Here is a 24,344-nt window from a genome sequence, read left to right on the forward strand (position 1 = left end):
GACGATGGGACGGGGCGTTCGGAAAGGCGGGTCACGAGGGCTACGGGGATGCGTCGTCCTCGTTCGGGACCCGATGGACGGCCGCCTCTTCCGCGGAGGCCGCGCCGCCGTCGATGCCGACGTCGTCGGCGAGCATGTCCTTCTCGGCGTCCTCGTGCGCGCCTTCGTCCGGAGCCACGAGGCGGCCCGCCCGGTCCGCCCCCACCTCGTTGTCCAGCGGCTCGCCCTCCCCGCCCGCGAGGTCCCCCGTGCCGTCGTCCGCGCCGGGCTCCGCCAGCGTCGGATCCGTACGCTCCTCGGCCAGTCTCTGGTCAAGGCTCTCGCCCTCGCGCTGCTCACGCGCGGTCGTGCCCTGGTGCTCCACCGCGAGCGGACGCTCGGGCGGCGACCAGCCTCCTCGTAGGGGTCGCTGCCCCGGTTGCTGAGCGTGTCCTCCCGATCGAGGATGCCCTCGTCCTCACGGTCGTCGGGGCCTTCGGGCTGGTAGACCTCGTCACCCATGACGTCGTCCTGGTTCCGGCTCCCCATGGTGTGTGTACCTTTCGGGTGGATTTAGATGCCTTGAGTCCACGTATCCAGACTGGCCTGGTCTACACCTGCAGGCATGCCGGAGTGTGTGCGGGGGCAAGGCGGGTACCCGGGCCGCGCGAGGGACTGCACCTTCGGTCAGGCATGCGATGGCTCAGGACCACCGTGCCGGTGACCCCTCGACCGGCGCCATGACCGGCGCGATCAGCAGGGCGGTCGGCGCATCGCGCATCCCGTACAGGTGCGGTGGGGCGCCAAGAGCCCCGTGCGGGAATGGTTCGAGCAGATGGAGACCTGGCTGCTCAACGCCCAGCACATGCGCGACGTCCCGGCCGTAAGACGGACGTGCGTGACTGCCAGTGGATCTGCCAACTCATCGAACACGGCCTGGTACGCCTGTCATTCGTACCGTCCAAGCCGATCCGGCAACTGCGTGATTTCACCGGCACCGCACCGAAGTCACCACGGGAACGCACCCGGAGATCCAGCGCCTGGAGAAGCTGCTGGAGGATCCAGGAATCAAACTGTCGAGCGGCGTCTCCGACCTCGGCGGCAAGCCGACCCGCACGATGGTTGAGGCACTGAACGTGGTCGGCGCCTGCGACCGGGCCAGCCGGGTGCCGCTCGGAGAATGCTCAGTGAGCCCCGGGGTTGGGCCCCTGCAGGACGGCCTGTCCCGCCGCACGGTGCTCGGCGGCTGAAGTTGGATCCGTCTCGTCGAGCACGTTCGCGATCCCCTCGTGGGCCAGGGCTTCCTCGTACCGGTATCCCAGTCTCGGGGCCAGCTCCAGCGCCTGCCGGTAGAGCCGTAGCGCCTCCTCGGGCAGGCCTGCGTGCCGGCAGGTCTCGCCATAGCCGTTGAGGAAACGGATCTTCCAATGTTCCTCGAACAGCTCGTCCAGCAGCGCGAACGCCTTCCGATGACTGGCCAGTGCCTCCTCGTATCGGCCCATCTGCCGAAGCGCGACGCCCAGGCAGTTGAGGCACCACGCCTCGTTGTGCATGTGCCCGTCCTGGCGGGCCAGCGCCAGCGCCTGATGCAGGTGCTCCCCTGCTTCGTCGGGTTCCTCGTGGGCGATGGCCATGCCGAGGGTGATCCGAGCCGTCAGCGTGGGCGGCCATGTGGGGTCGGCGTGTGGGAAGCCCAGCACCTCCCGGGCCCGCTGTGCCGCCTCCTCGCGGTGTCCCAGCTGCAGCATCGCCCAGGCCTCCGACGCGGCCGCATGGGCCGCGCCCGTCGGGCAAGCGGCTTGCTCATACAACTTCCCTGCCAGTCTGAAGAGTTCGAGCGGCTCCTCGACATACCCCTCATCCCACTTCAGATAGCCGCGACGCATGACCAGTTCGGCTTCCGACCCGAGGTCACCCGCCTGGGACAAGCGCGGCTGCGCCGCCTCGTACGCGGCGTCGGCCTCCGCCATCCGGCCCGCGTTGTAGCGCGCGAAGCCCAGGTCGCTGTACGCCTCGGCCAGTTGCCGCGGATCGCCCAGGCGCTCGGCGGCGACCAGTGACCGCTCGAAGAGGGCGTTGAGATGCGTCGTGCCGCAGCGCCGCGCGAAGTACGCCCGCAGGAAGCGCGGCAGCTCGCACACATGCACATCGGCCCCGACGGCGACCGCCGTCTCGAAGGCGGCCACCAGGTTCTCGTACTCCGTGACGAGCCAGGCAAAGGCCGCGTTCTTGTCCGCCAACCTCGGCAGCTCGGCCGGGGGCCGACCTGCGGAGGCCGGCCGGCCGGGCGACAGGAACGGCATCGCGGCGTCGGCGGCGGCCGCCGCGTGCACGTAGTAGTCGAGAAAGCGGCCCAGCGCCCGTTCCCGCTCGGCCGGTGAGTCCTGCACCGCGCCGGCCCGGCGCGCGTGCTGGTGCACCAGGTCGTGCAGCCGGTAACGGCCGGCCGTCGGCTGCTGGACGAGGTGCGCGTCGAGCAGGTCCTCCAGCATCGCCCGCGCGCTGCGCAGCGGCACGTCCGCAAGCGCCGCCGCCAGGTACTCGTCGAAGGTTCCCCCGGGCAGCAGGCCCAGCATGCGGAACAGGCGGGCCTGGGCCCGGTCCAACTGTCGTACGGACATGGCGAACGCGGTGTCGAACTCGCTCGCTCCCTCGGCCATCCGCTCGACGAGAATGCCCACGGTCCAGCCCGGCCGGTGCCGCAGCCGTGCCGCGGCAAGCCGCAGGGCCAGCGGCAGGTGGCCGCACAGGCGCAGCACCTCGGCGGCGGACTCCGGGTCGCGGGCCAGCCGGCCGTCGGGGCCGCCGGTCTCACCGCTGGCGCGGGCCAGCAGCTCCGCGCTCTCCTGCACGCTCAGCACGTCCAGCGACACCGGGGGCACCTCATCAAGGCCGAGGAGCCGGATGCGGCTGGTGATCAGGGCGACGGACGGACCGGCGCCGGGCAGCAGCGGGCGGACTTGGTCGGCGTCGGCGGCGTTGTCGAGGACCACGACGACCCGTCGGCGGGCCAGCTCCGACCGCCAGCAGGCGGCCAGCTGTTCGACGCCCTCCCGCGGAACCTTCTCGGACGGGACGTCGAGCGCAGCGAGCAGCATCCGCAGCGCGGAGTCGGGGTCGAGCGGATCCCGGCCCTCGGTGAACCCGTGCAGGTCCACATAGAGCTGGGCGTCCGGGTAATCGGCGGCGAGCCGGTGCGCGGCGTGCACCGCCAGACAGGTCTTGCCGACACCGGCCATACCGTCCACGGCGACCACCCGATGGCTGTCCACCGCGGCGAGCACAGCGGCGAGCTGGGCCTCGCGCCCGGTGAAGTCGGCCACGTCGCGCGGCAGATCGTTGCGCGGCCTCGGCCGGCCCTGGCGGCTGGACTTCGGAGGCGCGGGGAGAGGGCTGGAGGACCGCTCCCACAGGGGGCGCAGTGGACGGGGGTCGCGCTTGACGAGGCGGCAAAGGGCGATCACCGCGGGCCAGGGCGGCACGGTCTGGCCGCTGAGGTAGCGCGACAGCGACGAGGAGCTGAGGCCGGTGTCCCGCGCGAGGGCCCGTACGCCGAGCCCGGACAGTTCCTGGAGCGCGCGCAGCCGGGCGGCCAGCTCGCTCTGCGGGTCGGCCTTCGCCGTCCTCTGCCGCTCATCCATCAGGTGGCCCCCTGTGTCCCGTTCCGGCAGAAACCTACCGGGCCAAGTCGCCGCTGCTCAAGGCTGTTTCAGCTGTCCCACGGTGTCCCATCGCCGTGGTCGTGGCGAGCGGATCCCGCTGATATGGACCCACACCCCGAGGGAACGGGGCACCGACCCGGAACGAGGAGCGAACCGAGATGCAGTCCCGTATGCAGAACCCCGCCGTCGTCCTGCCCGACGCGATGCCGTCCATCCAGACGCTCTTCAAGGCCGTGCACTCCGGCGGGGTGGACGGGCAGACGCTGGAGCTGGTGCATCTGCGGGTCAGCCAGATCAACGGCTGCAGCGCCTGCGTCGACGGCGGCGCGAAGTCGGCCCGCAAGGCCGGCGTGAACGACGAGCGGCTGGTCGCGGTCGCCGCCTGGCGCGAGGCTCCGTACTTCACCGAGCCAGAGCGGGCGGCGCTCGCGCTGGCCGAGGCCGCGACGCGGCTGGCCGATCGTCCCGACGCGGTGAGCGACGAGGTGTGGGACGCGGCCGCCACCCACTTCGACGAGAAGCAGCTGGCCGCGCTCGTCCTGATGATCGGCGTCACCAACCTGTTCAACCGGCTCAACGCCACGACCCGCCAGATCGCCGGCGCGTGGGGATGACGGCAGCCGGCCCCTCAGCTTCGTCGGCACCCTGCCAACAGCTCATCCGGACACCCCGACAGGCATCGAAGGAGCCCCGAGTCCACCACCGGCCAGCGTCTACAGGGGCAGCGCGACGAGCAGTATGGAGCTTTCAGGGGCAAAACGCCCCGTGAACGTCAGTTTCGGAGGAGCCGCCGTGGCGGCGGCTCCCAAGCATGACGATGCTTCCCATCAAGTCACGTACCGGAAGGAAACCCGCAATGAAGGACACGCAGAAGCCCGCCAGGAGCACCACCATGACCGACAAGACGTTCCAGGGATTCACGGCCGAGGAGCGGGCCGCGATGAAGGACCACGCCCAGGAGCTGAAGACGGCAGCCCGCCGCAGCTCGCGCGCGGACAAGGCGGCGGAGGCGGAGCGGGACGTGCTCGCGAAGATCGCCGAGATGCAGGACTCGGACCGGATCATGGCCGAGCGTGTCCATGCCGTCATCACCGCCAGCGCCCCGGTCCTCGCGCCGAAGCTCTGGTATGGAATGCCCGCCTACGCGCTGGACGGCAAGGTCGTCTGCTTCTTCCAGAGCGCGGAGAAGTTCAAGGCGCGCTACGCGACGCTCGGGTTCAGCGACCAGGCGAAGCTGGACGAGGGCACGATGTGGGCGGCCGGTTTCGCCCTGACCGAGGTGACGGCCGAGGTGGAGGCGCGGATCGGTGCGCTCGTGAAGCAGGCGGTGAGCTGAGCCGCGCCCGGTGAACGGGCTGGGCCTGCGGCATCTTTACGTGCTCAGCGGCCTGGCGCTCGTTCTGGCCGGGAACACCGGGGGAGCGGCGACGCCGGGCTGGTGGCTGTACGGGCAGGCCGTGTTGGGGGTCGGCTTCATCGTGTCGGGGACGTGGCCGCGTCACACCCAGCTTTGACACACCCTAAGACGGTGTCCTATGTGGTGAGGCGGACGAGTCGCTTGTAGCAGCACAGGGCGGCGGCGAGGTCGAGAAAGGCCAGGTAGTTGCGGGAGTGGCGTTCGTAGCGGGGGCTGAGCCGGCGGTAGCCGGACAGCCACGAGATCGTCCGCTCGATCGCCCATCTGCGGCGGCCGAGTCGTTCGCTGGACTCGATGTCTTTGCGGGCGATGCGCACGCCGATGCGCTTGCCTCGTAGCCATTTTCGCAGGTGGGGAATGTCGTAGGCCTTGTCGGCGTGCAGGCGCTGAGGCTTGAAGTGGCGGTCGCGGTGGGTGTCGTGTCTCGTTTGGTGACCCTCGACCATGGGCTTCAGGGCTTCGCTGTCGTGGGTGTCGGCAGCCGGCGCAGCAAGACTCAGGTGTTGGCGGCGCCATAGTGCAGGACGTCGCCTTGTGGAAGCAGGTATCCGATGTCCCGCGTCTGCGGCAACTTTCCTGCCAGCGTCGATGCGTTGGTGCAACCAGAGACCTCGAAGCCGATGACCCCGAGGCTGAAGGAGGCGCTCTTGAAAGTCTCGGTCCCGATGGCAGCCAGCCAGTCATCCATCACATTGGACCTGAAGAATGGCCGACCGTCCCAGTACGCAACGCCCGCGTGATCCAGCGCTCCCAGGGGGACGTAAAAGTCCAGCCAGTCGCCGCTTTCGTCACCGCCGCGGATCGCCACGCAACCGCAGACGACCAGTTGGCCCGTCGGCAGACGGACCTGACCGTGAAGGTGGCCGAACTTGGTCAGAGAGCCAACCGTGCACGGCACGGGATCCTGCTCCTCAGGTTCACGGTCTCTCTGCCCAAAACACCCGTGAACGTCTGCGGCGGACCACAGAGCACTCAGGACGGCCTGAAGCCGGGCATCATCACTCGATCCAACCTCTATAGCCAGCTCGTAGTAGCCATCTGACCAGTTGGTCTGGTCCCGGAAGGCAGCAGGGCTCGTCATGACGTGATCATGCGGCAGAGACCAGTCCAGTGCCACCCGCATTCAAGTGCGCAGGCAAACGCATCGGCGTCCGTATCGCCCGCAAGGGAAGAGAGTCCTCCGAGCGACTCGGGCGACGCAGGTGGGTGATCGAGCGGACCATGTCCTGGTTCACCGGCTACCGCCGACTCAACCACCGCTACGAGCGCCACCCCCGCAACTATCTGGCCTTTCTGGGTCTCGCCGCCGCCCTCTGCTGCTACAAACGGCTTCTCCGCCTCACCACATAGGGCACGGCCTAAAGACCAAGGACGACTTCTTCGTCACCGCGTACCGGGCCGCCACCGAGGTCCTGTTCACCGAGGCCAGCCGGACCACCGAGGCCACCGAGCCCAGCGACGACCCCCGCGGGATGCTGAAGCCCGCGATGCGTACCTACTGCCGGCTGCTGGCCACCCACCCCGGCCCGGCCCGGGCGCTGGAGGTCGAGTCGGTCGCCTGCCCGGCGATCCGCAAGGTACGGGCCGAGTGCCTCACGGAGTGGGCCCAGGTGATGGCGGCGCTGGTGGCCGAGCGCCGCCCCGACCGGCCGGAACCGCCGATGGCCGGTACCGCCGAGATCGGGGCGGTTATGCATCTGCTGGCCACCGCCATCGAGGAGGGCCGGGGCCCGTCCTCGATGAGCGGCATCCTGGCCGACACGGCCTACCGTCTGCTGCCGGCCTGACGGCCCGGCTTCACTTCAGGTGCCGGGTGAAGAACCGGCCCCCGTCCTCCACCTCGAACCACGGGGTGCCGGTGTGCCCGCCCAGATTGGCGTGCAGCGTCTTCTCCTTGGTGCCGAAGGCGTCGAACAGGTCCAGGGCCCGCTGCCGGGGGTTCCCTTCGTCGTCCCACTGCAGCAGGAACAGCAGCGGAACGGTGACCTGCCGGGCCTCCTCGCGTTGGGCGCGGGGCACGTAACCCCCTGCGAAGAAGCCGGCGGCCGCGATGCGCGGCTCGACCACCGCCAGCCGAATGCCGACGGCGGTCCACCCCGAGTACCCGACCGGGCCGCCGATCTCGGGCAGCGAAAGGAGGGCGTCCAGGGTGGTCCGCCATTCCGGGACCGCCTTTTCGACCAGCGGGCCGATGAAGGACTCGAAGATCTCATCGACCGGCTCGCCGGCCTGCATCGCCCGGCGGAGGTCGGCGCGGGCCTGCTCGTCGGCGGCGGAACGGGGCCGGTCACCGCACCCGGGGGCGTCGATGGTGGCCACCGCGTAGCCGTACGCCGCGGATTGCCGGGCCCGGGCCACCAGCCGGGATTCCCCCCTGGGCAGGCCGTTGTTGTGGGCCATCAGGATCAGCGGGGCCGGTTCGGATCCAGGCGTCCACAGGGTGCCGGGGATCTCGCCGAGGGTGAATTCGCGCTCGAGGACGCCGCCATCGAGGCGCTGTTCAGAAGTGAAGTGCATGGTCGTGCCTTTCGGGAGTGCGCTTGAACGGCGCTCCCGGACGACCTAGCGCCCGACCGTGACCCCGGAGGGGAGCACCCATGTCGATACTGCGTTCACGGGTACCACCTCCTCGTTCTCTCGCACGGCCTCCGGAAAAGTAGCAGTGGTCGCCGTGGTTCGCCAACGGTTTTTTGCGGAGGCTCCGTGGCCGGATGCCGCCTCACCACATAGGACACGGTCTAAGCACCGTGAAGAAGATCACCGCGTTAGCGGCGACTGCCCTGACCACCGCGACCCTGCTGTCCGGCACCAAGGCGCTGGGCGCGTGACGATGGGCATGGCCCGCGGCAGAGGCACCGCGGCCAGGGCCCGCCGCAGCTCGCACGTGCCCCTTGCCCGGCTCGCCGCTCAGCGGGCGCGCCCGGACAGGCCTCGTGCGGTTGGAGGATGCTGCCCTCGGCACGGCGGCTACGCGGACCGGCCGGCAGCCCGTCGACGGAGGTGGGGTACGCGACAGACTGCCGGCCGGCGTTGTGCGGGGTGTCAGCTCATGGGGTCGAGACCCTCAGGCATGCCGCCCTGCTGCTCGCTCTGCTCACGCAGCTTGCGGGCCTTGTCCTGCAGCCGCTGGCGCTCCTGGGGGTCGGAGGCGCGCTCGGCGGCCTGTTCCATCTCCTGGGCCTTCTGCCGCATTTGCTGGGAAGAGCCGCGGGAAGGGTTTGCTGCGCTCATGATCACTCCTTCGTGAACGGGGAGAGCGGGCCTCACCAGCGAAGCAGCCCTCTCAGGCCCGCGCATCCTGGAAGATCACTGACCGTGATCCTTGCTGCTACTCGCTTTGGGGTGAGTGTGGTGAGCCCGGTCTTCTCCGTCGCTTCGGTCGCTGCCGCAGTCCGTACCGCGGCAGTCCGCGACCGGCCGGCATCCCGGGACGGTGAACACGGATGGATTCGCTTGGATGGCGGCCGGCCGGGGCCAGGTCCTCCTGAGGGCCCCTTGACGCGGGCAGTCATGCCGAAGCTTGCCGTCTGTCTTGCGAGCGGGGGCAGCAGCGCGGTCGGCGCAACCTCCGGCAGCCGGCGGCTAGGAGGCTTGGACGGGCGAAGCCGTCCAGAGGTCCGGCCAGGCGGTGGTGATCGAGGCCGCCGACTCCTCGACCGTGCGGGCGTCCGTGGCGATGCACAGGTCGCCGAGCGCGGCCCGGTCCAAGGCCGCGGCTGCCGCCCCTTCGGCGATACGGAGCAGGTCTGCAGTAGGCCGGCCCTTCAGCGGGTCGCCCGGTGCGGACCAACTGCCGCCCTGGCCACGGGATTTGATCCGCTCGGTCAGCGCGGTGCGGCTCGCGTGCAGGCGACACAGCCTGACGGCGGCATGCGGCAGTGCGGTGCTGTACGTCTTGGCCATCGCCTCGTCCTCGAACTGGCCGGTGATGATGAGGGCGCTGGCGCCGGCGTTGCGGTATGCGTGCCACAGGGCGGCCAGGTTGCCTGCCTTGAGCCGGTGGTGGGCGGGGTCGTCGGGTGGGGCGGGGTGGAGGAAGGCTAGTTGGTCGAGTTCGACGTATGCGGTGCGGACGGAGTTGCGGACGCGCTGGTAGACCTGCCAGCCGATGGTCGACTTGCCGACGCCGGTGGGGCCGCACAGCCACAGCACCGGGGCGCTGGCCGCAGGGGTCTTTGACACCTGCGGCTGTGAGGCGCCGCTGGTCGGGCTTGGCCGGCTGGGGAGCGGCTGAGTCGACCCGCCCCCTGCTCTCGGCTCCGCTCGAGCGGGGAGGCCCCTGGCGCAACGCCCGCCCGCAGCCTGTGCGGATCCGCCGCCTGAGGCCCGCCGCCCTGAGCCCGGCCAGTCGCTGATGCGCTGTGCTACCTGCCGGAGAACCTCTGCCACGGCCAGCCCGGTCGCGTCGATGCATACGTCGCCAAAGCCGCTGGCGTCCATGATGGCGAAACTCCCTGCGATGCGGGGCAGGTGGCTCGGCGCCGCCCCGTAAGCCTTCGAGACCGGTGGCGGGCACTGCTTGGAACGGCGCCGTCCGCTGGGTCGGCGGGTCTTGGCACAGGCCCTCGGAACGAGACGGGCTCCCCCCGGCGGATCTCTCTCGGTCGCAGCTGGCGTCCCGGCTCAGCCCAGCTTGTGCCTGTGGTCGGGAAGGGCGCCTGACCTGCCCGTTCTTCTGCGCCCGTCAGGGCGTGAGCAGGTCGGCGAGTTCTGTTCGGGAACTGATGCCGAGCTTGGGGAACGCGCGGTATAGGTGGTGGCCGACGGTGCGTGGGCTCAGGAACAGGTGCGTGGCGATTTCGCGGTTGGTGGCGCCGGTGGCCGCGAGGCGGACGACTTCGCGCTCCTGGGCGCTCAGGCGGGTCAGGGGGGAGTCGGTGGCGTCGGACGGGTCGTGGGTTTCGCCGGCTGCCTGGAGTTCCGTGCGAGCGCGGTGGGCCCAGGGTCGGGCGTTCAGCTGATCGAAGATTTTCAGTGCGGTGCGCAGTTGGTCGCGGGCGTCGATTTTGCGGCGCGAGCGGCGCAGCCATTCGCCGTAGAGGAGTTGGGTGCGCGCCCGATCGAAGTCGTTGCCTTCGGTGTGCAGGTCCAAGGCGGCCAGATAGTGCTGCTCGGCCTGTGTGTCCGGGCTGGTCAGGGCCGCGCAGCGGTGCGCTTGGGCCGTGAAGTGGAGCTGTCCGAGGTCGGCCGCCCATGTCATGAGCTGGTCCGCGGGTGCCCGCGCCCCTTCCGGATGTCCGGCGCGCACGGCCGCCTCGATCAGATCCGGCAACAGGTGCCGGGCCAGGAAGGGGTGGCCCGCCGCCTGCCGGGCCGCCTCCAGATGGCACAGCGCGTCCTGCGCCCGCCCGAGGCCGAGGTCGAGCAGCCCCAGCGCCCACAGCGCCTCCGCCGCGCCCCGTCCGACCTCGCGCGGGCGGGTGTACTCCAGTGCCTGTTCGGCCATTTCCCGGGTCTGCGCCTCCTCCCCTTGGACGGCGGTCAGCACTGCCAACAGGGCGCGCAGATGGGCTGCTCGGTGGTCCAGGTCGTAGCCGTCGGCCAGCCGGAGTGCTTCGGTGGCGTGTGCGTGCGCGTCCTCGAGCCGGCCGAGCGCCAGCTCCACCTGGGCGCGCAGATGCAGCGTGGTGGGCAGCCATCCACCGATGCCCTGCTCGCGGCAGTGGGCGACCGCCGCGGCGGCCAGTTCGTGCGCGGTCGCGTGATCGGCCATCAGGTGGCAGTAGATCGCGGTCACCAACTGGTCCATGAGCCCGACGTCGGCGAGGCGTCCGGCCCGTACGAGATTGTCCAGGGCCCGGCGCGCGCCGAGCAGGTCGCCCGCCAGGAGGTGGGCGGGCACGGCCAGGATCGGCAGATGGGGTGTGCGGACGCCGATCTCCACCATGAGGGGTGCGTCGCCCGCGCAGAAGGCCGCGTGGATGGCGTCGGTCAGCAGCGGCGCGAGCTTGTCGGGGCGGTCGGCCGAGATCGTGTCCGCGCAGTCGGCCAGGATGCGGGCGGCCCGGCGGGGGCTGCCGTAGCCGAGCTCGACCACGGAGCGTACGCGGGCGAAGTCCGCCGCCATCCCTGGGTCCCGCAACGGCAGTGGCACCTGGTCGGTGAGAGCGCGGCACCGTTCGTCCTGGCCGGCCTCGCTCGCCTTCTGCGCGGCGGTGATCAGGCGGCGGGCGTGCCGGTGCGGATCGGCGGTCAGGCGGGCGGCCCGCTCGTACGCCGCGGACGCGGACGCCATCGCCTGCCTGCTTCCGGCCCACTCGGCGACCCGTTCCAACTCCGCGGCGACCTCTTCGTCCGGGCCGGTCGTCGCGGCGGCCAGGTGCCAGGCGCGCCGGTGCGCGTGCTGGGCGCCGTCCAGGTCCGCCGCCAACGCCCGGTGCGCCGCGATCCGCCAGGCCAACGGGGCCTGTTGGTAGGCGGCGAACCGGATGAGGGGGTGCCGGAAACGCAGTTTCTGCGCGGAGACGAAGACCAGTCCGGCACGCTCGGCGGGCTCTAGATCCCTGACCTCCCCGTCGAGCCGGCCCGCGGCTGCCAGCACGGTGGGAAGGTCCCCGGTGTCGTCGGCCGCGGCCACCGCGAGAGTGCGCTGGGTCGCGTCGGGAAGGCGGCGGATCTGCTGTGCGAACGCGTCCTGGAGCTGATGGGGCAGCTCGGGCCGCGCCTCGGCCGGCGCCAGCGGCCCCAGCTGTCCGGCGCGCTGCGCCGGGGTCAGCGCGGCGGCCAACTCCCGCAGCGCCAGCGGGTTTCCCTGCGCCTGGTCGAGGATGTGCTCGGCGACTGGGGGAGCGAGGCCGGGCAGCAGCGCCACGGCCGACCGCCGGTCGATGCCGGTGACGTGTACGCGCGGCAGCGCCCTCGATCCGCTCTCCGGCGAGGTGCCGCGGGTGGCGAAGAGCATGACGATGCCTTCGTCCCGCAGCCGCCGGGCGGCAAAGGTCAGCGCGTCCCCGGACGGCCGGTCGAGCCATTGCAGGTCGTCGACCAGGCACAGCAGGGGGTCGTCCGTGGCCGCCTCGGACAGCAGCGACAGTGTGGCGAGCCCCAGGGTGAGACGGTCCCGTACGGGCTCGTCGCTCAGGCCGAAGACGGCGCGCAGAGCCCCGGCCTGCGGTCCCGGCAGCCGGTCGAGTAGATCGAGCACCGGCAGGAAGAGCTGATGGAGCCCTCCGAAAGCGAGCTCCATCTCCGACTCGATGCCCTCGACCCGCAGCACGCGCATGCCGTCCGCGTGGGCGGCCGCATGCTCAAGGAGAGTGGTCTTGCCGATGCCGGCCTCGCCGTGCAGCAGCAGTGAACTGCTCGCTCCGCGCCGAGAGTTGGCGAGCATCCGCTCAATGTGGCGTCGTTCTTCTGCGCGCCCCTGCACCGTCCGCTCCCCCCCGTCAGCAACCGAGCATCATGATCGACACTGTACGTCGGGGGAGGGGCGATGCCGCAACGGGCCGTCCTCAGGCGCCTTCGAGCACCGGCCAGATCTCGATGGTCTCCAAGGTGCCGAGCCCCTTGGCGAGTTCCACGGCTTCCTCACGGTCGGCCACGTCGATGACGAACCAGCCGCCCAGGGTCTCCTCGCCGGGGTGTGCGGGCCCGTCGGTCACCGTGGCGGGCGCTGCTTCGGTGGTCTTGCGCACGGTCGTCGCGGAGGCCGACTCGGTGTCCAGGGCATCGCCACTGATCAGTTTGCCTGCCGCCGCGATCTTGCCGATCCAGGTCTCGTACGCCGCTCGGTGAGCGACCCGGTCGGTCCGGATCCGGTGGCGCGACTCATCGGTCTCGAAGATCACGAGTGCGTACTTCATGAGCGTTCCCTTTCGTTGCTTCGTTGCTTCGTTACGTGCGGACACGGACGCCGACGCGGGCGAGTGCGCCGATTTCCAGCGCTGTCCACAGAGCTCCGTCCGGGCCCAGGGCGATCCCGTGCGGCTCCGAGCCGGGGGTCGGCAGGTCGTGCACGGTGACAGTGCCGTCGGGGGTGAGGGAGCCCACCCGGTTGCCGGCCCACTCGGTGAACCACAACGTGCCGTCGCTGCCGGGGGTGATGGCATGCGGCCGGGACGTGCGGTCGGGCAGCGGGAACTCGGTGATCCCGCCGTCGGGAGTGATCCGCCCGATCTGCCCCGCACCGATCTCGACGAACCAAACCGCCCCGTCGTGCCCGGCCGCGATGCCCACCGGGGCGGCGGACCTGGTCGGCAAAGGATGCAGAGTGACGGCTCCGTCCATGCCGATCCGCCCGATCGCGTCGGCCTGGTTCAGGGTGAACCACATCCCGTCGTCGGCGCCTGCGGTGATCGCGGAGGGGTAGGTCCCCGTGGCCGGCAGCGGGAACTCGGTCACCCGGCCGTCGGTGGTGATCCTGCCGATCCGGTCGGCGGCGGTCTCGGTGAACCACAGCGCTCCGTCCGGCCCGGCGGCGATTCCGAACGGACCGCACTCCGCAGTCGGCACGGTGAATTCCTCGACCTTGCCGTCGAGGGCGATCCGGCCGATGCGGTGCGCCCGGTGCTCGGTGAACCACAAGGCGTCGTCCGGCCCGACAGCGATGATCGTCGGCCCGCAGTCCGGATCGAGTTGATGGTGCGTGAGTACCCCTCCGGGCACGAGACGCCCGATGCCCCCGCTGTGAACAAGCGTGAACCACAACGCCCCGTCCGGGCCCGTGGTGAGCGCGTAGGGACCGCTGTCGCTCCCGGCCAAGGTGAACTCTTCGATGAAAACCGGCATCAGACCGGCTCTCCTCTCTTCATACGGCTCATACGGCTCTCTTCATACGGCGCGCCCGCTGCCGCCCTTCGTCAACCGTCCGTCTCCCTCGGGCGAAGGGGCCTCCGTCTTTCCGCCCCACGCCACCGGCGCCGAATACAGCATGCGGATCTCCGAAGTCCGGTAGCCGGCGCGGGCGAAGGCCGCGGCCATGGGGGCGTTGCCGGTGTCCGTGGTGGCTGTGATCACTTCGGCACCTGATTCCGCGTGGATGAGGGTGATCTCGGTGAGGAGGTCGTCCACGTACCCATGGCCGCGGAACTCGGGGACGACGCCCAGGTAGCCCACGTTGCGGGCATACGGTGTCGCGGAGGGGAGGGCGAGGCCCGCGACCTGCCCGTCCGGGGTGTGGGCCACGCGCCACCACTCGCGCCGACCGGGACAGCCGAGATAGAAGTCCATCTCGTCCCTGGCCGTGGCTTCGGCGCCCTTGACGGCGATGTTCCTGCGGGTCTCGTCGTCCAGGCTGCCGACGGCTATCCGACGGAACAGCCGGAGGAACTCCTCGTCCGAAGCGGGGGCGAACGTCAGCCGGCCCCTGGACGCGGGAAGTCCGACGTCGGCCGTCCATTGCAGGCGCAGCCGTTCCACCTCGTGCGTGAGGCCTGCTGCCACGGCGGCCCGGCGCCGCCACTCCACGGCGGCCACCGCGGCCGGGGTGTCACGCCAGCCGACGGGCAGCGTCAGGTTGTACAGCGGAGTTTTGGGCGCACCGGCGTCGGCGAACGCCCGCAGCGCGGCGGTCAGCAGCCCGGCCGCCACCTCCGCGCGGTCGGGGAGCGTCGGGTCGACATGCAGACAGTCCAGGGCGACGGGGTGAGCGCTGTCCTGCTGCCCCCACCACAAGGAACGGCCCACGATCCGCCCGTCGTCCTCGGCGATCCAGGTCCACTCCGGCCGGTACATCCCCTGCTTCAACTCGTCCAGGTAGCGGTCGGCGTCGATCCAGCCCACCGGTTCATCCACGACGACTGCTGCGACACGCTCGTGGTCGGCCTCGGTCGTGGGGCGAAACAACACGTGTGCTCCTACTGCTTGGTGTACGTAGTGACAGTCGCGCCGGTGGCGAAGACCCGGAAGTCGGTCAGCGTGAAGGCGGCAGGGTCGAATGCCGCGTGGAACAGCGGAACGCCGGCCCCGAACACCACCGGGTGGCGGTGGACCACGAGCTTGTCGACCTCGCGCAGCAAGCGCCCGGCCAGCACCGGGCCGCCGCACAGCCAGACGCCCATGCCCGGCCGCCGCTTCAGCCCGCGGACGAACTCCGCCGGGTCCCCGGCGACGACATCGACGCCTGACGCGGGCCGTTTCAGGGACGAGGAGACCACGTACTGGCGCAGCCAGGGATACGGGCTGTCGGCACCGGCCGCCCGAGCGGATTCGTAGACGCCGCGCCCCATGACGACCGTGTCGAACAATCTGTTCGCCGTGCTGACGACGCCCAGCGGCCTGCGGGCATGGTCCGGGACGGTCTCGGGGTACTCGGCCAGAACGGCGGCCTTGAGATCGCCGTCGAAGCCGAAGGGGTCGCACTGTCCGTCAGGACCGGCGGTGAAGCCGTCGACACTGCAGCCGACGAGGTACGTGAGCAGACGCATGCGGGTCCGATTCCGATCCGTTGCCACCAGGGACGAGATGACACTAGGCACCCCGATTCAGGAGGGCATCGGTCATCGCGACGTAATGTGACCCGCCTCGCCGGGGACGGCATCGGTAGCGGTGTCGGGGTCGGTACCGGCGGGCCGGGGTGTCAGGGCCGCCCCCGGGCCACTGGATCTTCCGGACCCCACGACAGCCCATCCGACCCACCAACAACGTAGGACCAACCACCAGGTCGTCATCGACGCCGACACCCGACTCGTCGTCGCGGTCGGCCGACCCCTGCCCGGCAACCGCAACGACTGCAAGGCATGGGAACTATCCGGCGCGAAGGTCGCCGTCGGCCGCACCACCGTCGTTCCGGACGGCGGCTACCGCGGCGCCGGGCTGATCATCCCCCACCGCAGGCAACCCGGCCAGACAGACCTCCCCGCCTGGAAAGAGGAACACAACAACTCCCACCGCAAAGTCCGCGCCCGCGTCGAGCACACCTTCGCCCGCATGAAGACCTGGAAGATCCTTCGCGACTGCCGCCTCAAAGGCGACGGCGTCCACCATGCCATGCTCGGCATCGCCCGACTCCACAACCTCAGCCTCGCCAGCTGACGGAAACCAAGCTGGTCAACCGACATGGCGTAGATCATTTACGGGACAGCCCTCAGTCACCGACAGGAGAAGCCCCCGGATATATCCAGGGGGGAGTCACTGAACACCCTCGCGGCGCGCCCGGGCCTACCCGGGAGTGGTGAAGCGGGCCCGCCACAGGTCGCGGAGCAACGCGATCTCGGCCATGTGGTGGATGAATTCGAGGTTGGTTGCCGACAGCACGCCAATGTATGGGTAGTCGGGGTCGTTGCTGTACGGGTACTGCGAGAAGCCGACCATGTCGAGCTGCTCGTCGGTGATCGCGGCGACGCTGTCGCGCCAGCGGTCGATCAGCGCCCAGAACCGCTCGAGTGCCAAGGATGCGGAGGGGGTGAAGTCGACCAGCAGCTTCGGCTCCTGCCGCCGTTCACCGAAGGTCCACTCCCATCCGCCCGCGAAGTGGAAGTGCAGGTGCCCCAGCCGCCACCCGATGGTCGTGACCGGCGCCGCGTCGGGCTCCGGCGTACCGGTGTGGGCGAGGATCTGCTCGACCCGCTCGACACTCACGCTCCAGTCATCGGCGATCTTGGCGACGGTCATGCCGTCGGCGGCCTGCCGGGCGACCTCGGCGTACTCGTTTGCCGGGATGTCCGGGGCGCCCAAGTCGAGCACCCACTCGCCCGGTCCGAACGCCCTGGGCGTCGCCGCCTCGCCCCTGCGCCGGATCGACCAGCAACCGGGCACCGGCTCCCACAGGTACTCCTCGTCGCTGAGCCCCGTCAGCCGCACCTGGGCCATCTCCCTGGCGTGGTCGAACTGCTCGAGCAGTAAGTCCAAGCGGTCGGTCCGCGCGCCCTCTATCTCCATGCCTGGCTCCCTTCGCGGTCGCGTCTCGTACCTCACTGCGCTCAGGCGGAAGTTAACGGCTCACCTCACGGGGCGCCACCGATTTCCTCACCCACGAAGCGGTGCAGCACCACCCGCATCACCGCACTCGAAGTCCACGCCGAGTATCAGAAGTTGCGAAATCGCCGCGTGAAATCTACAGCCAGACGCTGTCCGAGAAACGCGAGGCGCCTCAACCAGATGGTCCTCGGCGAATCCGTTCAGGCCCTGGTCACCGAGAACACCACCCTCAAGCGCCGAGTCCACCAACTCACCCAGGAACACCGAAAATTCCAGGAACGACTCGAAGGAGCCCGGTCCAATCTCCGCTTCGCCGACAAGCGCATAGCCGATCTTGAGGCCCAACTTCTCGAACAGGGCCCGTCATGACCATCCCGCCCGACTGCCTTGAAATCGCTTGATGAATCCTGCACGTGCTGGAAGCATCGCCGCTCGTGCCTGCAGCAGATACGCCTGGACATCGGAATCACGAATCATCCCAAGCCGATGTAATGGTGACATCTAGCACCCATCTCGCGTCTGGGCAGCCGCTCCGCTCGCCCGCCTTCCGGTGGTTCTTCACCGGCTGGTCGATCACCATGGCCGGCAGTGCCATGTCGCCCGTCGCGCTGGCATTCGGCGTCCTGGAGGTCACCGGCAGCGCCACCTGGCTGTCCGCGGTCCTCACCGCGTCCATGGTCCCGATGATCGCGACGATGATCCTCGGGGGTGGTGTCGCCGACCGCTACCGCCGCGACACCGTGCTGCACCTCACCAGCTTGGGCTCAGGCATCAGCCAGACCGGCGTGGCGATCCTCCTGCTCACCCACCAGCACCCCGCGCTCCTGCTGCCGCTGTCCGCCTTCAACGGCATCTTCCAGGCACTGACCACCCCGACATTGCGCGGCATCGTCCCGCAGCTGGCCAGCGGACGCGGTATCCAGCAGGCCAACTCCCTGCTGGCCTCCGCCAGGAACACCACCCGGCTGCTCGGCCCGAGTGCGGCCGGCCTGCTGACCGTCTCCGTCGGAGGCGGCTGGGCGATCGCCGCAGACGCCGCATCCTTCCTCCTGGCGGCCGTCTGCTTCGCCCGGATGTCACTGCCCGACCTGCCATCCCGCGCCATGGGCGGCCCGACGATGCTCAGCGAACTGCGGCAAGGCTGGCGCTACTTCAGCTCCAGGCCGTGGATCTGGTCGGTGACGCTGGCCTTCGCCGTCTTCAACGCCGTCAACATGGGCGTCTGGAACATCCTCGGCCCGGTGATCGCCGCCGACACGATCGGCGCCGACGGCTGGGGCCTGGTGCTGAGCGCCCGCGGCGCTGGAGCACTACTCGCCACCATGGCGATGGTGAAGCTGACGGTCCGGCGGCCAATGGCGCCGGCCCTGTCCTTGATGACCTTGGTCGGCGTCCCGCTGATCCTCCTCGGTATTCGTGCCAACATCCTCTGGCTGGCTTCGGCGGCATTCGCCGCCGGGGTGGCCGCCGAGTTCTTCACCGTCGTGTGGTCGACGGTCTGGCACCTCCACATCCCGGAACGGCTGAGCTCCCGTGTCAGCGCCTACGACGAGTTCGGGTCGTTCGCGGCTATCCCCATCGGCCAGTTGTCCGCCCCAATCCTCGCCGCTGCGTTCGGCACCGCGTCAGTGGCCATCACCGGCGGCGCCCTCACGGTGACAGCCATGCTGCTACCTCTGCTCCTGCCATCCCTACGACGAATCGAAATCAGCACTTCCAAAGCAGACTGACGAGCCCGCCACGTCACCGACACCCACGCGACGCATCTGCCCATTTCACAGCCCACATGGCCAGTTCGACGGTCGGTCCGCTGCTTGTGGCGGCGAAGGACCGGCACCCCGCCTCACCCGCGCGGCGGCCGCCTCAAGCGGGATTGTGGCGCTGATGATCGGCGCCACCCTCACGCATGCCCGGCGCACCTGGCCCGGACGCGCCTGCAAGCGCGGCGGCTCGCCCCGTGGCCAGCAGCAGATCGCCCGCCGGCCCCCCGGGGGGTCGCCGCCGGCCCCTCGCCGGCCGCCCGGACCAGCACCTGCGCGTCGCAGCCGCTTCCGGTGCCCGATGTCCATCGTCGGGTTTGTCACACGTCGGCCGCGCGCGCAGCTGCTTCTGACGGGCCGGTGGGTTCCTGTGGCGTGCTGCCCGGCACCGTGTCCGCGATCAGCTGGTTGCCGTCAATGCTGTGCGCGCTGTGGTGAGGATCTCCTCGGAGAGTGGGGAGCCCTTGGTGGCCCGGGCGAGGACGAGTGCGCCGAGCATGGTGCACAGGCGGGTGATGCCGTCCTGGTCCTCGGTGGCGAGCCATTCGGCGAAGTCGCCGACTCCCTCGGTGTACACGCGGCGGGCTTCGCGGTCTCCGCCTTCGCGTGCCATGTCGGTGGCGAGTGCGGCGGCGGGGCACCCGTCTGCCGGGCTGTCGCGGTGCTCGATGGAGAGGTAGGTGTCGATCAGTGCCTGCTGGGCGGCGTCGCGCTGCCCGGCGTGCTGCTCGAGTCCATCCATGTGGAGCCGGGTGAGTTCGTCGAACGCGTGGGCGGTGGCTTCGTCGATGAGTGCCTCTTTGGAGGCGAACTGCTTGTAGAAGCCGCCGTGGGTCAGGCCGGACGCCTTCATGAGGTCGGCGACGCTGATGTGGGTGCCCTGTTCCCGGAACAGTCGGGAGGCGGTTTCCACGACCCGTCGGCGGTTCTCCTGTGCTTGCGCCTGCGATACGCGGCCCATCGGCCACCTCCCGATTGGATGTCGATTGGCATCTATCCTAGTCTGTGCTTTAGATTGTAATCGTAATCTAATTTGCACGGGTCGCTACGCGGCGCCCGCAACGCTGGGAGTAGGCATGGAACTGAAGGACGCGGTCGCGGTGGTCACCGGCGCCAACCGGGGGCTCGGGCGGCATCTGGCCGCCCAGCTCGTGGAGCGCGGAGCGAAGGTGTACGCGGCGGCCCGCCGCCCCGAGACGGTGGACCTGCCGGGCGTCACCCCGCTGCGGTTGGACGTGACGGACGAGGAGTCGATCCGGGCCGCGGCCCGCACCGCGTCCGACGCGACGCTGCTGGTGAACAACGCGGGCATCTCCACCGCCACGCCGCTGATCGCGGGCGGCCTGGACGCGGTGCGCCTGGAGATGGAGACGAACTTCTTCGGTCCGCTCGCCGTGACGCGGGCTTTCGCCCCCGTCATCGAGGGCAACGGCGGCGGCGCCGTACTCAACGTCCTGTCCGTCCTGTCCTGGCTGCACCCCGCCGGCCTCGGGTCCTACGCCGCGGCCAAGGCCGCGGCATGGGCGCTGACCGACGCGGCCCGGGAGGAACTGGCGCCCCGCGGCATCACCGTCTCGGCGCTGCACGTCGGATACATGGACACCGACATGGCCGCGGGCGTTCCCGCCGATCAGAAGACCGACCCCGCCGATGTCGCCGCACAGGCCCTGCACGGCATCGAGACGGGCCTGCCGGAGATCCTCGCCGACGAGACCACCCGGTACGTCAGGCAGAGCCTGGCCGCTTCGCCGAATGCGGCGTGAGGCACGCCCCGCCGCACCGCCGCCTCCCCGTATCGACCCCCTGTCGACCTCTGAGTAAGGACACCTGATGCGTTACACGACCTTCGGACACCGGACCGGACTGCGCGTGTCCGAGTACGCGCTCGGCACAGCGAACTTCGGCACCGGCTGGGGCGCCGGCGCCGAGCCGGACGAGGCGCGCCGCATCTTCGACCGATTCGCCGAAGCAGGCGGCACCTTCCTCGACACCGCGGACACCTACCAGTTCGGCGAGTCGGAAAAGCTGACGGGGGAGTTCATCTCCGCCGACCGGGACCACTTCGTCCTGGCCACCAAGTTCGCCCTCGGGGCCGCGTCGCAGCCGAGCATCTCCAAGACGGGCAACAGCCGCAAGAACATGGTCGCCTCGGTGGAGGCCAGCCTGCAGCGTCTGGGCACCGACTACATCGACCTGCTCTGGGTGCACTTCCCCGACGAGCTCACCCCCATGGAAGAGATCCTGCGCGGGCTCGACGACCTGGTGAGGTCCGGCAAGATCCACCACGCCGCCCTGTCCAACTTCCCCGCCTGGCGTGTCTCCCGAGCGGTGACCCTCGCCGACCTGAAGAACTGGGCGCCCATCGTGGGCATCCAGAACGAGTACAGCCTCGTCGAGCGGACCGCCGACCGCGAGCTGCTGCCGATGGCCGAGAGTCTCGGACTCGGCGCGGCCCTGTGGTCCCCGCTCGGCGGCGGACTGCTCACCGGAAAGTACCGGCGCAGCACCGAGGGGCGGCTGAGTGACCTGGGGGCGGTCATCCACACGGAGAGCACCGACCAGAAGACCGCCGTCGTCGACGCCGTCCTGGCCATCGCCGAGGAGATCGGCGTGACGCCCGCCCAGGTGTCGGTGGCCTGGGTGCGGGAGCGCGCCGCTCGCTCCGCGACCTCGCTCGTCCCGATCATCGGGCCGCGCAACCTCACCCAGCTCGACAGCTACCTGGGCGCTCTCGACGTGCGCCTGACGCCGCAGCAGTTCGCCCGCCTGTCCGAAGTCAGCGCAGCGCCCCTCGGAGTTCCCCACGAGGCGATCGCCGCCTCCCTGGACGGCATCCAGGGAGGCGACTCCAGCCGCGTCATCGCCCCGGCCGCACCGGTGGCCTGAGGCCCGCAACAGATACCGCGCCGGTGATGGCGGACCGCCGCATCGGCGAGGGGCTCCAAACACCGAAGCAAACACCACAAAGTGTCTCGTACTGGGAGAAGCCCAGGATGAACAGAGATCCCGCCCCTCGCGGACGGGCAACGGAGACGACGATGAAGGCCTTCATGATCGAGCGGTACGGCGACAAGGCCGGGGTGCGCGCCGGCGAGATGCCCGACCCGCAGGTGGGCGTCGACGACGTCCTGGTCCGGATCCACGCGGCGAGCATCAACCCGCTCGACCTCAGACTCCGCGACGGGGACTTCAAGGCGTTCCTGCCGTACCGTCTCCCGCTCATCCTGGGCAACGACCTCGCCGGGGTGGTGGTCCAGGTGGGATCGGCCGTCACACGGTTCGCGGTGGGCGACGAGGTCTACGCACGGCCCGACAAGGACCGCATCGGCACGTTCGCCGAACTCATCACCGTCCACCAGGACGACGTGGCGATCAAACCGGCCACGCTCACCATGGAGGAGGCCGCATCCCTTCCCCTGGTCGCCCTGACCTCGTGGCAAGCGCTGGTCGAGCGGGCACAGGTGCAGCCAGGTCAGAAGGTCCTGATCCACGCCGGCTCCGGCGGCGTCGGCACCATCGCCATCCAGCTGGCCAAGCAGCTGGGCGCGCACGTGGCCACCACCGCGAGCACGGCCAAGGTCGACCTGGTGAAGGAGCTCGGCGCGGATGTCGTCGTCGACTACAAGCAGCAGGCTTTCGAGACGGTCCTTCACGGCTACGACGTCGTCCTGGACACCCTCGGCGGCGAGACGCTCGCGAAGTCCCTGCAGGTACTCAAGCCCGGCGGGACGGTCATCAGCATCGCAGGTCCTCCCGACCCGGCCTTCGCCCGCGAGCTGGGCGCGAACACGATCCTCCGACTGGCGATGAGCGCGCTGAGCTTCAAGACCCGGCGCCGCGCCAAGCGCCGCAACGTGACGTACTCCTTCCTGTTCATGAAGGCCAGCGGCGACCAGCTGCGTGAACTCACGCCGCTCATCGACGCCGGGAAGATCCGTCCCGTCGTCGACCGTGTCTTCCCGTTCGAGCAGACCCGACAGGCCCTGGAGTACGTCGAGAAGGGTCGTGCGAAGGCCGGCAAGGTCGTCGTCACGATGACGTGAGGACAGGCCCTCGCCGCGACAGTTGCTGCCCCTGCTCGACAACGTTCCCGCCGTGGCCGGCACCGTCGGCAGCCCCCGTCGACGGCCGGACGCGTTGCTTGCGGACCGCGGCTACGACCACGACGAGTACCGGCGTCTGCTGTGGGCCCGCGGGATCCGTCCGGTCATCGCCGAACGCGGCCAGGAGCACGGCAGTGGCCTGGGCGTCTTCCGCTGGGTGGTCGAGCGCAAGCGGTCTGCGGATCCGCTGGGAACGGCGCGACGACATCCACGAGACCTTCCTCGGCCTCGCCACCTGCCTGATCACCCACCGCCACGTCCAACGCGATTGTCAGGACCTCTTAGCGATGTGCGGGGGCTTCACAGGGTGCGGGGGTCAGTCTGCCTGGGACGCGGTGGTCAGTGTCTGGGAGCCGAGGACGTCCTCGCCGTACAGGTCCTGCACCCAGTTGGTCTGGTAGATGGTCTCCAGATACCGTTCACCGAGATCCGGGGCGATGGCCACGGCGGTCAGCTCCCGTCCCTCCTGCCGGGCCAGCCACTCCATCGCGCCGCTGACCACTGTGCCGGTGGAACCCCCGAACAGAAACCCACGCCTGGCCAGCCGGTGACAGGCCCGGATGGTGTCGGCCTCCGCCACGTGAACCACATCGTCGACATAGGACTCGTCCAGCAGCGGCGGGCGCCTGCTGGTGCCCAGGCCGGGAATCATCCGCCGGCCCCGGGTGCCCCCGAAGGTCACCGAGCCCTCGCTGTCGACGGCCACGATGCGTACCGGCCGGTGCCACTCGCGGAAGTAGCGCGCGCAGCCCATCAGGGTGCCGGTGGTGCCGGCCCCGACGAACAGCACATCCAGGTCCGGGAACTGCCGGGCGATGGCCGGGGCGGTCCTGCGGTAGTGGGCCATGCCGTTGCTGGGGTTGGTGTACTGGTTGAGCCACACGTAGCGGTCTTCGGAGGCGCACAGCGCGCGGACGTGGTCGATGCGCGCGCCGAGAAAGCCGCCGGCGGGGTCGGGCTCGGTGATGACGTGGACCTGGCTGCCCAGGGCCTCCATCATCAGCCTGGTCGCCAGGTTGCAGCGGGAGTCGGTCACGCACAGGAACTCGTAGCCTTTGCTGGCCGCGATCATGCTCAGGGCCACGCCCAGGTTGCCCGAGGACGACTCGACCAGAACCGAGCCCGGCTTCAGCAGGCCGTCGCGTTCGGCGGCCTCGATCATTTCGGTGGCGGCCTTGAGTTTGATCGAGCCGGCGAAATTGAAGCCCTCGCACTTGAGGAACAGCGGGTGCCCGAAGATTCCCTCAAGGTCGACGTAGAGGTCGTCCTCGTTGAAGTCCTGGGGAACGGATATGACGGGCATGGTCGTCTCCTCGACTGCGGCGGAGTGTCTCCCGGTCGCTGATCCCGCTCGGCGTGGTCTGGGGAAGAATCCGGCGGTGAGTTGCGTCTCGCCGGAACACCTCCAGTACGCCCGAATCGGAGCAGCCTTGTCATGCCACCGAAATTCGGGACTTGACGCGCACCCTGTTTGCGCATAAGCGGCCGTGGTCGTGCCCAGGGGGGCTGAACCGACCACCGGCACCACGGTCACCCGCCGCTTCCGGGCCTGGCGACTACCGTGCCC

General features: G+C 69.9%; 22 protein-coding genes and 6 pseudogenes. 13 read left to right on the forward strand and 15 right to left on the reverse strand.

What is annotated here, in order from left to right; all coding sequences use genetic code 11:
* Positions 1-40: 40 nt before the first annotated feature.
* Positions 41-528 (reverse strand): annotated as a pseudogene (locus tag ACZ4WS_RS32285) (DUF5709 domain-containing protein).
* Positions 529-814: 286 nt separating this feature from the next.
* Here ACZ4WS_RS32285 and ACZ4WS_RS32290 point away from each other — a divergent pair.
* Positions 815-1,112 (forward strand): annotated as a pseudogene (locus ACZ4WS_RS32290) (IS110 family transposase); the annotation flags it as partial.
* Between the two features lie 51 nt (positions 1,113-1,163).
* On the opposite strand, the gene ACZ4WS_RS32295 reads toward ACZ4WS_RS32290, so the two are convergent.
* Entirely contained in the window at positions 1,164-3,620 is a 2,457-nt protein-coding gene (locus ACZ4WS_RS32295; protein WP_467986099.1) for a tetratricopeptide repeat protein, read from the reverse strand.
* A gap of 179 nt (positions 3,621-3,799) precedes the next feature.
* Here ACZ4WS_RS32295 and ACZ4WS_RS32300 point away from each other — a divergent pair, with 179 nt between their 5' ends.
* The 3 genes from ACZ4WS_RS32300 (at position 3,800) to ACZ4WS_RS32310 (ending at position 5,155) form a co-directional block, all read left to right on the forward strand.
* Entirely contained in the window at positions 3,800-4,255 is a 456-nt protein-coding gene (locus ACZ4WS_RS32300) for a carboxymuconolactone decarboxylase family protein (protein WP_467986101.1), read from the forward strand.
* A 242-nt stretch (positions 4,256-4,497) separates the two neighbouring features.
* A complete protein-coding gene (locus ACZ4WS_RS32305) occupies positions 4,498-4,977 on the forward strand; it encodes an iron chaperone (RefSeq protein ID WP_467986103.1) in 480 nt (159 codons plus the stop codon).
* A 10-nt stretch (positions 4,978-4,987) separates the two neighbouring features.
* Positions 4,988-5,155 (forward strand): hypothetical protein, encoded by a 168-nt coding sequence (locus tag ACZ4WS_RS32310; RefSeq protein WP_467986105.1) that lies wholly within the window; start codon positions 4,988-4,990, stop codon positions 5,153-5,155.
* A gap of 19 nt (positions 5,156-5,174) precedes the next feature.
* On the opposite strand, the pseudogene ACZ4WS_RS32315 reads toward ACZ4WS_RS32310, so the two are convergent.
* Together ACZ4WS_RS32315 and ACZ4WS_RS32320 are read right to left on the reverse strand one after the other, a co-directional pair.
* Positions 5,175-5,540: pseudogene (locus ACZ4WS_RS32315) on the reverse strand (transposase); the annotation flags it as partial.
* A 14-nt stretch (positions 5,541-5,554) separates the two neighbouring features.
* Positions 5,555-6,139, reverse strand: a complete 585-nt coding sequence (locus tag ACZ4WS_RS32320) for a hypothetical protein (protein ID WP_467986107.1) — start codon at positions 6,137-6,139, stop codon at positions 5,555-5,557.
* 53 nt (positions 6,140-6,192) lie between these two features.
* Between ACZ4WS_RS32320 and ACZ4WS_RS32325 the strand changes: the two are divergent.
* A pseudogene (locus ACZ4WS_RS32325) lies at positions 6,193-6,408 on the forward strand (transposase); the annotation flags it as partial.
* Between the two features lie 122 nt (positions 6,409-6,530).
* Positions 6,531-6,845: a hypothetical protein gene (locus tag ACZ4WS_RS32330; protein ID WP_467986109.1), complete on the forward strand. Its 315-nt coding sequence runs from the start codon at positions 6,531-6,533 to the stop codon at positions 6,843-6,845.
* A 10-nt stretch (positions 6,846-6,855) separates the two neighbouring features.
* On the opposite strand, the gene ACZ4WS_RS32335 is transcribed toward ACZ4WS_RS32330, so the two are convergent.
* The 8 genes from ACZ4WS_RS32335 to ACZ4WS_RS32370 form a co-directional block, all read right to left on the reverse strand.
* The gene (locus ACZ4WS_RS32335) at positions 6,856-7,575 is read right to left on the reverse strand and encodes a dienelactone hydrolase family protein (protein WP_467986111.1); all 720 of its coding nucleotides are present in this window, start codon (positions 7,573-7,575) and stop codon (positions 6,856-6,858) included.
* Positions 7,576-8,100: 525 nt separating this feature from the next.
* Positions 8,101-8,289, reverse strand: a complete 189-nt coding sequence (locus ACZ4WS_RS32340) for a DUF6381 family protein (RefSeq protein WP_467986113.1) — start codon at positions 8,287-8,289, stop codon at positions 8,101-8,103.
* 351 nt (positions 8,290-8,640) lie between these two features.
* The gene (locus tag ACZ4WS_RS32345; protein WP_467986115.1) at positions 8,641-9,240 is read right to left on the reverse strand and encodes an ATP-binding protein; all 600 of its coding nucleotides are present in this window, start codon (positions 9,238-9,240) and stop codon (positions 8,641-8,643) included.
* 502 nt (positions 9,241-9,742) lie between these two features.
* The gene (locus ACZ4WS_RS32350) at positions 9,743-12,427 is read right to left on the reverse strand and encodes an ATP-binding protein (protein ID WP_467986117.1); all 2,685 of its coding nucleotides are present in this window, start codon (positions 12,425-12,427) and stop codon (positions 9,743-9,745) included.
* Between the two features lie 82 nt (positions 12,428-12,509).
* The gene (locus ACZ4WS_RS32355; protein ID WP_467986119.1) at positions 12,510-12,860 is read right to left on the reverse strand and encodes a YciI family protein; all 351 of its coding nucleotides are present in this window, start codon (positions 12,858-12,860) and stop codon (positions 12,510-12,512) included.
* Between the two features lie 31 nt (positions 12,861-12,891).
* Positions 12,892-13,785 (reverse strand): Vgb family protein, encoded by an 894-nt coding sequence (locus tag ACZ4WS_RS32360; protein ID WP_467986121.1) that lies wholly within the window; start codon positions 13,783-13,785, stop codon positions 12,892-12,894.
* A gap of 42 nt (positions 13,786-13,827) precedes the next feature.
* The gene (locus tag ACZ4WS_RS32365) at positions 13,828-14,844 is read right to left on the reverse strand and encodes a GNAT family N-acetyltransferase (RefSeq protein ID WP_467986123.1); all 1,017 of its coding nucleotides are present in this window, start codon (positions 14,842-14,844) and stop codon (positions 13,828-13,830) included.
* A gap of 8 nt (positions 14,845-14,852) precedes the next feature.
* Positions 14,853-15,422 carry a dihydrofolate reductase family protein gene (locus ACZ4WS_RS32370; RefSeq protein WP_467986125.1) on the reverse strand — a complete coding sequence of 190 codons (570 nt, stop codon included), beginning with the start codon at positions 15,420-15,422 and terminating at the stop codon, positions 14,853-14,855.
* Between the two features lie 217 nt (positions 15,423-15,639).
* Between ACZ4WS_RS32370 and ACZ4WS_RS32375 the strand changes: the two are divergent.
* Positions 15,640-16,029, forward strand: a pseudogene (locus ACZ4WS_RS32375) (transposase); the annotation flags it as partial.
* Between the two features lie 126 nt (positions 16,030-16,155).
* Here ACZ4WS_RS32375 and ACZ4WS_RS32380 read toward each other — a convergent pair.
* The gene (locus tag ACZ4WS_RS32380; RefSeq protein ID WP_467986127.1) at positions 16,156-16,875 is read right to left on the reverse strand and encodes a DinB family protein; all 720 of its coding nucleotides are present in this window, start codon (positions 16,873-16,875) and stop codon (positions 16,156-16,158) included.
* Between the two features lie 219 nt (positions 16,876-17,094).
* Between ACZ4WS_RS32380 and ACZ4WS_RS32385 the strand changes: the two genes are divergently transcribed.
* Positions 17,095-17,283: a hypothetical protein gene (locus ACZ4WS_RS32385; RefSeq protein WP_467986129.1), complete on the forward strand. Its 189-nt coding sequence runs from the start codon at positions 17,095-17,097 to the stop codon at positions 17,281-17,283.
* 122 nt (positions 17,284-17,405) lie between these two features.
* Positions 17,406-18,644: an MFS transporter gene (locus tag ACZ4WS_RS32390; RefSeq protein ID WP_467986131.1), complete on the forward strand. Its 1,239-nt coding sequence runs from the start codon at positions 17,406-17,408 to the stop codon at positions 18,642-18,644.
* Positions 18,645-19,074: 430 nt separating this feature from the next.
* Here ACZ4WS_RS32390 and ACZ4WS_RS32395 read toward each other — a convergent pair whose 3' ends face one another.
* Positions 19,075-19,635, reverse strand: a complete 561-nt coding sequence (locus tag ACZ4WS_RS32395; protein ID WP_467986133.1) for a TetR/AcrR family transcriptional regulator — start codon at positions 19,633-19,635, stop codon at positions 19,075-19,077.
* A 115-nt stretch (positions 19,636-19,750) separates the two neighbouring features.
* Between ACZ4WS_RS32395 and ACZ4WS_RS32400 the strand changes: the two genes are divergently transcribed.
* The 4 genes and pseudogenes from ACZ4WS_RS32400 to ACZ4WS_RS32415 all read left to right on the forward strand — a co-directional run.
* Positions 19,751-20,437: an SDR family oxidoreductase gene (locus ACZ4WS_RS32400; RefSeq protein ID WP_467986135.1), complete on the forward strand. Its 687-nt coding sequence runs from the start codon at positions 19,751-19,753 to the stop codon at positions 20,435-20,437.
* Positions 20,438-20,504: 67 nt separating this feature from the next.
* Complete coding sequence (locus ACZ4WS_RS32405) at positions 20,505-21,560, forward strand: aldo/keto reductase (RefSeq protein WP_467986137.1); 1,056 nt, start codon at positions 20,505-20,507, stop codon at positions 21,558-21,560.
* A 152-nt stretch (positions 21,561-21,712) separates the two neighbouring features.
* Complete coding sequence (locus ACZ4WS_RS32410; RefSeq protein ID WP_467986139.1) at positions 21,713-22,717, forward strand: NADP-dependent oxidoreductase; 1,005 nt, start codon at positions 21,713-21,715, stop codon at positions 22,715-22,717.
* Position 22,718: 1 nt separating this feature from the next.
* Positions 22,719-23,040 (forward strand): annotated as a pseudogene (locus tag ACZ4WS_RS32415) (transposase family protein); the annotation flags it as partial.
* A gap of 53 nt (positions 23,041-23,093) precedes the next feature.
* On the opposite strand, the gene sbnA reads toward ACZ4WS_RS32415, so the two are convergent.
* Positions 23,094-24,080, reverse strand: coding sequence for a 2,3-diaminopropionate biosynthesis protein SbnA (gene sbnA, locus ACZ4WS_RS32420; protein WP_467986141.1), 987 nt, complete (start codon positions 24,078-24,080; stop codon positions 23,094-23,096).
* Positions 24,081-24,344 lie beyond the last annotated feature (264 nt).

The organism is Streptomyces sp. NPDC029292 (assembly GCF_055569295.1).